Genomic DNA, 10,616 nt, shown 5'->3' on the forward strand with positions numbered 1-10,616 from the left:
AGCAGGATACTTTTTTTATCCTAAATGCTATTTTCACGTTCAATCAATGTTGCGAAGTCATCAGGCATCGGTGCATAACACGTAATCTGCCGCTGGGCAAATGGATTATAAAAGCTTACTGAAGCGCAATGTAATGCTTGTCGATGAATCCAAGGATTTGTTTGCTGTCCATACAGGAAATCACCCACTAAGGGGTGCCCAATACTAGCCAGATGCACTCTGATTTGGTGTGTACGTCCCGTATGTAAACGGACCCGTAACAATGTTGATTGCGCCATCCGTTTAGCAACCCAGTACTCAGTTTGAGCCGACTTGCCATCTTGCCGAACCATCCGTTTGATGAAGGAACCGGGTTCCCTGCCAATGGGGGCATCAATCACATCGTGTTGCTGTTTCACCACCCCTGAAACAACACAAAAATACGTTTTTTTCAAACTGTGCTGCTTCAGCTGGGTGTCTAAGACGGTGTGTGCAAAGTGGTGTTTGGCAAAAATCACGATACCGCTAGTTTCACGATCCAACCGAGTAACAATATGCGTCACTTGACTAGCAGCATGGGTACGGATCAGATACCCCTTCACTCGATTAACCATCGAATCATCCGCATAGATGTGTGACGGAACTGATGCCACTTCTGCTGGTTTATTAACCACCAAAAAATGATCATCTTCATAAAGAATCTCCAGCGACGTATTAGATACCTGCAAATGATCACTGGGTATTTCCGGTGGCAAGGTCACTTCTAACCGCTGATTAGCTCGCATTTTATAAGTCACACGAACTGGTATCCCGTCAACACAAATCTTGCCACCAGAAAACTTGATTTGCTTTAGAAGCGTCCTGCTGATTCCCTGCTGACGCATGAACGTGCGCACATAGATTGGCGAATCACCAGTATACTGCCAATCAAATTTAATCAACCGGCTTCACCCCAATAAAGGATTCTGATACTCGTTTCCAAAACTGTGTATGGCGATATTGTGCAAAAGCAATTCGTTGTTTAGAAATCCGGTAAGTGACTGATTTAATTTGACGATTTTCTACCATTTTTTGATCACAAGTCATCAAGCTTTCATCTAACTCAACTGGTTCCACTCGAACCCACTCATGAGGTGAAATAATAATGGGCGAACCCAACGTTCTGAAGACACGATTATTAATCGAGGCAATTTCAGAAACTTGTACAACGTTTAACTCCGAACTGATCACCGCACCGCCAGCCGATTTGTTATAAGCCGTGGAACCAGTTGGGGTTGAAACACACAACCCGTCACCGCGAAAAAGTTCGAATAACTGATCCTTAATGTAAACGTTGGCCAACATTGTGCCAGTAACTTTCTTAATGGTTGATTCATTTAACGCCAGCATCGTTTCCTTATCACCATTACTATACTCGATTAAGATATCTAGAAGTGGATAACTCACACTCTGTCCGTTGTCGTGAACCAAACTATCGATCAGTTCATCGACTTCATAATCACGCCAGTCCGTATAAAAACCTAAATGGCCGGTGTGAATACCAACGAAACGGATGCTGGCAAGTTGGTCTTCATAGTGGTGAAAAGCCGACAGCAGCGTACCATCACCACCAACAGTGATCAAAATATCCGGATTATCATTGTCTAAGGTCAAGTGTTCAGCTTTAATTTTGGACTTCAGTGCGTTTGAAACCCGTGTTGAAGCTGGACCTGTATTACTAAAAATGCCAATTTTCATCACTGATCATCCCTTTTATTAGGTGGTTGCGGATCTGATCCTTTACCATACGAAAATAAATGCTGTGCTTCTTGAATCTCTTCTCTGATCTCAGACATTTCGGTATCCAACTTGAACGCAGCTTCTCCAGCTCGCTGTAATCTGGCGCTGAGTTCTTCTGGAAATTCACCTTGGTATTTATAGTTCAAAGAATGCTCGATTGTTGCCCAAAAATTCATGGCAAGCGTTCGAACTTGAACCTCAGCTAAAATTTTTTTCTCACCCGTCACCATCTGAACAGGATACTCGATTACGATATGATAAGAGCGATATCCACTGGGCTTTTCATTATGAATATAGTCGCGCTCTTCAAGGATCGTCATGTCAGAACGTTTTCGGAGTAAATCAACCACTTGATAAATATCCTCGACAAACTGGCACATAATGCGTAAACCAGCGATATCTTGCATATCCTGTTCAAGTCGTTCCTCCGATACGTGCCGGCGATTCATTTTTTCCTTGATACTATCCACCGGTTTTACCCTGCCAGTCACAAATTCAATGGGTGAACGCTGATTTTTGTTTTGAAATTGCTTGCGCATTCCCCGTAATTTTACTTTTAATTCATCTACCGCCTGGTTATAGGGCAGTAAAAAATGATTCCAATTTTCAATCAAGCTGTTCACCTCGATATAGTTTAAATTGACTGCGGTTTGTTTTACAAACAGACTTTATTTTAGCATATTTTCCATTATGTTGGGCCGCCTGATACCAGAAGAATCTGTCAACTTGATTGACAGACATGCGGAACTTTAAATTTATTTGTATAACAACGGAAAACAACAACACTGATTGTGACAGCCTTTGAAACCGGTTTTACCCTTTCCAGTAGGATTTGCATAGCCTAAATCCTTGCATTTCGCTCAAAATGCTTTATGATTATTTTTGAACTGAAGGTCGTTTACTAGTTAACGGCTAATTAATGGAGGAAATTACTTTGCTAGAAGTATATCTATTTATCAACCCATTAGGCAGTCGCTGTATGAAGTCGGAAAAATGTATTCTACGTCTCGCTGATCAAATTTTTGGCGATATTTCTTATCAATTTATTCCGCTTCTCAACCCGCAAATGATTGATCAGCATTTGAAAGCGACCAATCAAGACTGTCATGACTTGAACTTACGCAATGAACAATTCGATCTGCATTATCGCACCATTCTCGACTATAAAGCTGCTCTTTTTCAGGGCAAGAAGAAGGGCCGGTTGTTTTTGCTAAACCTACAGAACCAAATCGTCGATCAGGGTCAACCCTATTCTGATAAATTGGTTTTGGAGGTTGCCAAACACGTCCACTTGGATCTTGACATGTTTTCCGAAGATCGTCAATCTGAGTTAGCGCGCCGTGCTTTTCAAGCGGATCAGCGCTTAGCCTCTGAGATGAACGTTGCTGACCCATCCACTGCCATTTTATATAATGCCGATGTTTCTGACTATGGCTTAATGCTAGAAGACGTCACTTACCAAGGATTATACGAAATTTGTGAAAACAACGGTTTACTTGCTAAACGGGCATTAGAACATCAAAAATCCACACCTAACTTACATATTCTTTAATCTATGTGAGTTCATATCAAAAAAAGCGATCCGCACTTTTGCAGGTCGCTTTTTTTGATTGCAATAAAAATCACATCGTCTTTGCTAACGTTTCAAACTGATTTAATCGTTGCTCAAATTCAGCAAACGCTTGATCAAGATAAGCCGTTTGGGTCATATCAACACCAGCTTTTTGCATGACATTGATAGGATAATCTGAGCTACCAGATTTCAAATAATTCAAGTAAGCATCTCGTTTTGCGGTATCGCCACTGGTGATTCGTTGGGCAAGGGTGTTAGCAGCTGCAAAACCAGTTGCGTATTGATAAACGTAGTAATTGTAGTAGAAATGAGGAATCCGTGACCATTCATCCGCAATCTCTGGGTCTGAAATAACAGCGTCGCCATAGTACTTTTTATTCAATGCCAAATAATGCTGACTCAAAAACTCCGCCGTCAGCGGTTGACCTGCAGCATCTTGTTCATGAATAAAATGCTCAAATTCAGCAAACTGTGTCTGACGGAATACCGTCCCCTTAAAACCATCAAGGTAATGGTTAAGAACAAACGCTTGAACTTGCTTTTCAGGATACTTCTTCAACAAGTAGTCAGTTAACAGTGTTTCATTCGTGGTTGACGCAATTTCAGCCACGAAAATTGAATAATCACCATACTGATACGGTTGGTTATGTGTGGTGTAATAGCTGTGCATGCTATGACCCATTTCATGAACCAACGTAAATAAACTCTCAAGGTTATCTTGCCAGTTCAATAAAATATATGGTGCTGTATCGTACATCCCTGAAGAATACGCACCAGAGCGTTTACCCTTATTTTCCACGACGTCGATCCAATGCGAATCAAACGCCTCTTGAACGTGACTTAAATAGTCTGGTCCCATAACAGCCAGTGCTTTTAGCGCTTCAGACTTAGCTTCCTCAAACGTATACGATAATTGGGGTTCCCCGGTGATTGGCGTATATAAATCGTACATATGCAGTTCTGGTAATTTCAAGATCTGCTTACGTAAAGCAACATACCGGTGTAACAGTGATAAATGATCGTTTACGCTGGTGACCAGTGAATCAAACACGCTGACCGGAATATGGTTAGCGTTCATTGCAGCTTGACGGGCGTTTTCATAATGATGAACAGAAGCCTCAAAATTATGGGTTTTAACGTTTCCTGAAAGTGTTGCGGCTAAGGTATGGCGGAACTGATGATAGACAGCGTAGAGCTGTTTAAACGCCATTTTCCGCACTTCAGGCTTAGTTGATTGAATTAACTGATCGTAAACCCCTTGCGTCAATTGTACGGTACCACCATCTTCATCCTCAACCACTGGGAATTCCAAATCAGCATCGTTTAAAACACCAAAGGTATTGCTAGAAGCGCTTAACGCATCTCCTGCTTGAGCTAATAATTTTTCAGCAGCTGGAGTTAAAACGTGTGCGCGTTCATCCGTAATCGTATGCAAATAGTGCTCATAAGGTTTAAGCGCCGGCTCAGTTTCAATCCACTGATTCAGCGTAGCCGGTTCGATTGCCAACAACTCTGGTTCAAACCAGGCAATATTGCTTTCCAGCTTAGTGAACATATTTTGTGTGCGACCACTCAGCGCCTGATTTTCAGCATTTGAAGTATCCTGATCATGTTTCAAAGAAGCATAAACATAGAGTTTTTCAGCGGGGCGAATAGTGTTCATGATGGTTTCAATCACCTTTACCAGGTCATCAGAACTGTGAGCCATCTTCCCCTCTAATTCAGGTAAGGCATCAATCTGTTTCATCACCCCATCAAAGGCTTGCTCAAACGCTTGCTGATTTTGAAAAATGGGCGTCAGATCCCATGTTAACTCGGGATTAACCTGATCACGCGTTGGTAACTGTTTGATATCTGCCAATAACAGCACTTCCTTTTCATCGAAATTTGTCACTGTCCATAGCTTACCACACGACTAGCGAGGTAATGCAACCAATTGCCATGATTTTTCATCGAATGCTTTTAAAATGCCCTGTTGTTCCAACAAATCAACGTACCGTCGTAACTGTCTCCCCCAACTATTGACTAGCTCCTGAGTCGTACACTGAATAAGTTGCGACCCTTCAAAATGAGTACTGATCTTGGCTGCCCATTTTTCCAGATCCAGTTGCCGAATTAAAGAACTAACTGGTTTTTCCATTAATAAAACGGTCATCAACGCCGCCCAGATAATGGGTGAGCCGCAAATTAAGGGCTCAGCATCAGTGAATTGATAACAAACTTGCGGCATGGCCTGCAGTAAACTGTGATGTTCATAGCAAAACTGTTGCATTTTCAACCATTTAGGTATTTTGTAGTGTAAGCCCATCTGAACCTGACGTTGAAGCTGTTTTTTTAGAGACTTAACTGTCGATTGCGGCCTTTTTACGGATTGATTGCCAGTGCTGGTCTTTGCCCATCCCTGTAAGAACCCTGCCCCATCCACCGTCAAGTGATGCCAGATAATCAAACACGGCTGATGCGTCTGCCAAAAAATAATGTACCATCCCAGCTTATAGGAATATTGAAGCCATTTTTCGGCATGTCGAACGGAAGTTATTTTTTGTAAATAATTTTCCCCTAAAATCCAGACGACCTCCATGCCATAACTATTGTATCCTTGACTGCGCTGCTGTAATTTTCCCACGGAAATTGGCGAACATTGGTATTCAACCGCCATTTTACGACCGTCGCGTTTTAACAATAAATCTGGACGTTGCGCCAGTGTTTTAATATAGGGTTCCAGTTCAACGTTACCTTCACCAAAATAATCAGCTAACTGCCATTTGCCCGTTAAATGAGCCTGACTTTCTGATTCACTGAATGGCTGACATGATGAATTAGGCCGATGAGCAAAATGAGCGACCATCCGACTACCGCGTTTTAAAGTGACTTGTTCTCGACAACTGGGGCAAAAATAACTTTTCTTTCGGTGCGCATTGATTGCTTGCACAGGACTGCTCTGTTCGGTTTGAGCAATTAGCATCTAAACACCTGCTCTCTTTTGGAGATTTAACACTAACTACGCAAATAAATTGATTTAAATTTTGTTCAAACAACTGATATTAGTCATAAAATGGCGCGCAAAAAAGCGCTAAGCCAAAAACAGGCTTAACGCTTTTACTCTTCAACCATTAACTTATTCTGCAGTAAAATAACGGCGGGTTAGTTGTAGCGCACTTTGCGCCATAATCTTTTTCCCGTGTTCATCAAGAACATCGGCGGTAATCTTCGTTTTTTCTGCATACTCATAAGCAACGGCTAGTTCATCTTTAATACTTTCAGGAGACATTTCATTCACACGGAAAATCAATTCCAAATAATAATCGTTCTTATAGTGATACAAGTTAGAAGCAGCTTCTGACAACTTCAATGCTTCAGCAATCGCAATCATATCATCAAAGCTATGAAGGCGTAAAACGGTTGTATGGAGCGGTGACACTTTGGTGACAGGTGATGAAGTCTTGCCTGCTGATTGAGCAGCAGCTGGTTCATTCTGATTATCGTCACTATCAGTCTGCATCAGTTGTTTCTTCAAAAAGTCAGGCACTTCGTCTTCGTTAACCATTTCAATGTCAGGTGATTCTGTGTCATCTTCATTATCGGTTGAATCATCATCCGCTCCACCTTTGCTGATAAATAACTCAAGTCCGTTACGGTTAGGTAAGACTTGAAAAGTAACGGCATCAGTTTCTTGAAATTGGTGATCAACGTCAACTTCTTCCAAAATACTATAAAAGAAGCTTTCAATTTGCTTGTGGTTACCAAGCAGATCAAGGACGGTAATGCCCCGTTGGGTTAAATCATCATTTCCAATCAAAACGCGAATCGTGTTCTCATTAATTCTTTCCATTTCCATGACCCAACACCTCTTTCTGCCCGCACCAAGATTTACCTATCTCCATACTAAAGAATTTTCGCAGTTTGTAAAGTATCTGGCTTAAATTTTTTTAAATATTGTGAATTTATATGGTAGCTAGCGAAAGCAAAATACCGTTTAGAACGGCTTTCGTATGCTGAAATTACCCAGCGTCAGCAGCCTCAATCGCCTTCTCAAGCTCCATAACACGGATATGTCGCGGTAAAAAACGCCGAATCTCATCTTCATTAAAACCGACCTGTAACCGCTTCTCGTCGAAAAGTATCGGGCGCCTTAATAGACCCGGATGTTGGGTTATCAAGTTGATCAACTCGCTCACTGGAAGGGTATCAATGTCTATCGTCAAGCGTTTGTAATCCTTTGACCGTTTCGAAATAATATCCTCCGTCCCATTTTCAGTCAACTGTAAGATCAACTTAAGTTGTTTGGCACTTGGCGCCTGCACAAAAATATTTTGCTCTACAAAGTCAACCTCGTGTGTCTTAAGCCATTTTTTGGCTTTCCGGCATGATGTACAACTGGGTGAAGTAAATAGCGTGACTGTCATAGGAATTGCCTCCAAACTTATAAGAACTGGGGGAATAATTACCATTGATTCATTTGCTATCTCAACTATAACAAACTCCCGGTTCCCTGAGAACGGAATTCACTAAAACATCATGAACATCTCAGTTAATCGTCACAATTTAACCTGAAAAGTTTTCCGTAATGCTGCTAATTCAACCGGTATCTGACCAGCTGCCGCTTGGGCTTCTTGCTGTAGCACAGTCAAATCACCAATTTGCGGTAAGTGTGTTAGCATCAAGTGGCCAACGTGAGCATCAGCTGCCAATTGGCCGGATTCACCGGCAGTCATGTGCCATTTTGTCTCCGTTTTCTCATTAAAGAAATTAGTATCTGTCATCAAAAGATTGGCATGGTCTGCAAACTGAACTAGTTCGGGAATATAGGCTGTGTCAGCAGTGAAAACCAGCGTTTCGCCAGTCACTTCCTCAACAATTCGCATACCAAATGCAGGTACCGGATGCTTCATCGGCAAAAATGAAATCGTCAACGGTCCAAGGTGTAAAGTATCTGCTGGTGCATAACCTTTTCCTTCCGAAGCATGGGGCCAAGTTAAACTACCGAACATTAAAGGGTCGGCAGTTGAACCGTAAATGGGCAGTATCTTTTGATTAGGCCGTTCTTCGTGTAATTGCCAGTAATATTGCAGCACCCCCACATCGGCAACGTGATCATGATGATAATGTGAAAGAATTACCGCGTCCAACTGCAGTGGATCCAAAATTTTTTCTAAGCTGAGCAGCGCCCCACTACCACAATCCATCAGCAAATGATAACCATTTGACTCGATTAAGTAGCTACTCGTTCCAATACCGTTAGCGGGATACCCGCCATAATAGCCTAGCACCGTTACTTTCATATCTATACTTCCCTTCAAATACTTTTTACATTAAGACTTATGAACGCCTTAAATTACCATTTTAGCCTAGCAAATTGTATAATAATAGTGATCCAGTCAGGAGGAATGAACTATGATTACTCGTATAAGTATCACCTATGGCACCAAGCAAATTTTATCAAAGCTCCAAAATCGCTATCCAGATAGACAATTGCTGTTACTGGATTCTTCTGCCTCTGGTGACAAGCTTGCACTACTAGATGTTTCTGGAGAAGAATCAGTGTTTAGCTCACCCATTCATTATGACATCAAACTTCACCGCGGGACAACTGATTGGCAGGGATTTATTAACTTTATCTATATTGATAATTTATCTCCTGACGATCAAAAAGTCTTTAACTCAAAAGCCAATCATTTTGTTACAACTGACCCAATGCCAGAAGGAATGCGTTCAATCTATTTTATGAAAGAAGAAAAGAACCGTTCAAATAATATTCTACTTTCAACTTGGGAAGACGCTGCTGATTTCTCTACTTGGAAACAGGACAGTTCATTTAAACCATTCGTTTATTTCCTAACTGGTCAAAATAATTATCATGAAGCTAGCTACCATTTCTTTAAACCCGAAAATAAGTAACCGTTTATGATGATCCATACGACTATGACCGTGTGGATCATTTTTTAAATTTAAGAGGAGAATTGATTTGCAAAACCAAGCAACTGAAAAATTATCACCATTTAAAACGCCGACACAAGAACAAAGTGAGTTAATCAATGACGCTAAAGATTTCATCTATGCACATCTTCACGATGCAACGCCAGCTGTCTTTGTGATTACTGGCGATGCTGGTACTGGCAAAAGTGTGGTTTTAAGTCAGTTATTCTACCAAATTCAGCAGGCCACTCATGATAATACTAGCGACATGGCAAACACCAGTAACTATTTTATGGTGAATCACCCAGAACTGCTCAAAGTTTACCGTCATATTGCTGGCGAATTACCTGGATTACTCAAGAAAAATTTTCAAAGGCCAACGTCTTTAATCAATCAGATGAATAAGCACCACGAAACCTTTGACGTGGGAATAATCGATGAATCACACCTTTTACTATCCCAACCAGACCATTACAATAACTACTATGGCCATAATCAATTATTATCCTTACTAAAATTATGTCACGTTTTGGTTATTGTCTTCGATGCCCATCAGGTTTTAAGACTAAAAACGTATTGGACGCAGGACCGGCTAAAAAAATTACTAGCGCCGTACACTCAGCACTGGGTTCACTTAAACCATCAATTTCGCATGCAGGCTGATGACAGTTTGATTTCTTGGATTAATCACTTCACTGGAGATAGGATCTTACTACCATTGCAAAAGAGTTTTCGTCATCATTATGATTTCAGAATTTTCTCAGACGCAGAAGAAATGCGCCAAGCAATCGTTAGTCAAAATAAACGTTTTGGGCTGGCCAGAATTGTTTCAACAACCGGGTACCCTTCTACTTTAGACGGTGGCCAGCATTTTATTACTGAGGGCAGATTTAAACTACCATGGGATCAGTATAATTATACGTCAACGCCTTGGGCAGAAATCCCCCAAACCATCAACGAAGTTGGTTCAATTTATACTTGTCAGGGATTTGACCTTAACTATGTTGGTCTAATTCTAGGCCCTGTGGTTAAATTATCTTCTGATGGACAAAAAGTCGAAATTGATACTAGTAAGATTACTGATGTTGAGTCGTTTAAACATCGAACTGACATGGCCGATCCCCAAGAAATCCTAAACGCTAAAATACAGCTAAACCTCAACGCTATTAATGTTTTAATGAAACGTGGTGTAAAAGGCTTGTATCTGTTTGCACACGATCCAGCATTACGTACCCGGCTTTACTCTGAATATCAGATAATTAACCACTAAAAAAAGGGTTCTACAATATCTGTTGTTGGTAATAGATTATATCTATTACTGACAACAGATTTTTTGTACACTATTAAATAAAAAACGGGCATTCCCGCC

11 protein-coding genes are annotated in these 10,616 nt (G+C 41.1%); 3 read left to right on the plus strand and 8 right to left on the minus strand.

What is annotated here, in order from left to right; translation table 11 throughout:
- Window positions 1-20 precede the first annotated feature (20 nt).
- Genes CES82_RS07960 through yjbM form a run of 3 tightly spaced genes read right to left on the minus strand, consistent with a single transcriptional unit; the run spans window position 21 to window position 2,372 of the window.
- Window positions 21-920: an RluA family pseudouridine synthase gene (locus CES82_RS07960; RefSeq protein ID WP_098825179.1), complete on the minus strand. Its 900-nt coding sequence runs from the start codon at window positions 918-920 to the stop codon at window positions 21-23.
- Entirely contained in the window at window positions 913-1,716 is an 804-nt protein-coding gene (locus CES82_RS07965; protein WP_098825181.1) for an NAD kinase, read from the minus strand. The genes CES82_RS07960 and CES82_RS07965 overlap by 8 nt, the downstream gene beginning before the upstream one ends.
- Window positions 1,716-2,372 carry a GTP diphosphokinase gene (gene yjbM / locus CES82_RS07970; RefSeq protein ID WP_168925602.1) on the minus strand — a complete coding sequence of 219 codons (657 nt, stop codon included), beginning with the start codon at window positions 2,370-2,372 and terminating at the stop codon, window positions 1,716-1,718. Before yjbM ends, CES82_RS07965 begins: the two co-directional genes overlap by 1 nt.
- Before the next feature lie 320 nt (window positions 2,373-2,692).
- Between yjbM and CES82_RS07975 the strand changes: the two genes are divergently transcribed.
- A complete protein-coding gene (locus CES82_RS07975) occupies window positions 2,693-3,310 on the plus strand; it encodes a DsbA family protein (RefSeq protein WP_180245697.1) in 618 nt (205 codons plus the stop codon).
- 70 nt (window positions 3,311-3,380) lie between these two features.
- Here CES82_RS07975 and pepF read toward each other — a convergent pair whose 3' ends face one another.
- The 5 genes from pepF to CES82_RS08000 all read right to left on the minus strand — a co-directional run bounded on the left by pepF (window position 3,381) and on the right by CES82_RS08000 (window position 8,613).
- Window positions 3,381-5,192, minus strand: a complete 1,812-nt coding sequence (pepF, locus tag CES82_RS07980; RefSeq protein WP_098825184.1) for an oligoendopeptidase F — start codon at window positions 5,190-5,192, stop codon at window positions 3,381-3,383.
- A gap of 54 nt (window positions 5,193-5,246) precedes the next feature.
- Window positions 5,247-6,296 carry a competence protein CoiA gene (locus CES82_RS07985; RefSeq protein ID WP_098825186.1) on the minus strand — a complete coding sequence of 350 codons (1,050 nt, stop codon included), beginning with the start codon at window positions 6,294-6,296 and terminating at the stop codon, window positions 5,247-5,249.
- Between the two features lie 153 nt (window positions 6,297-6,449).
- Window positions 6,450-7,169: an adaptor protein MecA gene (locus tag CES82_RS07990; RefSeq protein WP_098825188.1), complete on the minus strand. Its 720-nt coding sequence runs from the start codon at window positions 7,167-7,169 to the stop codon at window positions 6,450-6,452.
- A 163-nt stretch (window positions 7,170-7,332) separates the two neighbouring features.
- A complete protein-coding gene (gene spx / locus CES82_RS07995; RefSeq protein ID WP_098825190.1) occupies window positions 7,333-7,737 on the minus strand; it encodes a transcriptional regulator Spx in 405 nt (134 codons plus the stop codon).
- Between the two features lie 132 nt (window positions 7,738-7,869).
- On the minus strand, window positions 7,870-8,613 hold the full coding sequence (locus CES82_RS08000; protein WP_098825192.1) for an MBL fold metallo-hydrolase: 744 nt from the start codon (window positions 8,611-8,613) through the stop codon (window positions 7,870-7,872).
- 112 nt (window positions 8,614-8,725) lie between these two features.
- On the opposite strand from CES82_RS08000, the gene CES82_RS08005 reads away from it, so the two are divergent.
- Window positions 8,726-9,229, plus strand: coding sequence for a monooxygenase (locus CES82_RS08005; protein WP_098825194.1), 504 nt, complete (start codon window positions 8,726-8,728; stop codon window positions 9,227-9,229).
- Between the two features lie 67 nt (window positions 9,230-9,296).
- Window positions 9,297-10,517, plus strand: a complete 1,221-nt coding sequence (locus CES82_RS08010) for a DUF2075 domain-containing protein (protein ID WP_098825196.1) — start codon at window positions 9,297-9,299, stop codon at window positions 10,515-10,517.
- The last annotated feature ends 99 nt before the right edge of the window (window positions 10,518-10,616 follow it).

Source organism: Secundilactobacillus silagincola, assembly GCF_002583405.1.
GTDB classification, from domain to species: domain Bacteria; phylum Bacillota; class Bacilli; order Lactobacillales; family Lactobacillaceae; genus Secundilactobacillus; species Secundilactobacillus silagincola.

Coding starts and splice junctions, on each gene's coding strand:
- CES82_RS08000 (WP_098825192.1), bottom strand. CDS start 8,613: ATGAAAGTAACGGTGCTAGGCTATTATGGCGGGTATCCCGCTAACGGT.
- CES82_RS07985 (WP_098825186.1), bottom strand. CDS start 6,296: ATGCTAATTGCTCAAACCGAACAGAGCAGTCCTGTGCAAGCAATCAAT.
- CES82_RS07990 (WP_098825188.1), bottom strand. CDS start 7,169: ATGGAAATGGAAAGAATTAATGAGAACACGATTCGCGTTTTGATTGGA.
- CES82_RS07965 (WP_098825181.1), bottom strand. CDS start 1,716: ATGAAAATTGGCATTTTTAGTAATACAGGTCCAGCTTCAACACGGGTT.
- spx (WP_098825190.1), bottom strand. CDS start 7,737: ATGACAGTCACGCTATTTACTTCACCCAGTTGTACATCATGCCGGAAA.
- CES82_RS08005 (WP_098825194.1), top strand. CDS start 8,726: ATGATTACTCGTATAAGTATCACCTATGGCACCAAGCAAATTTTATCA.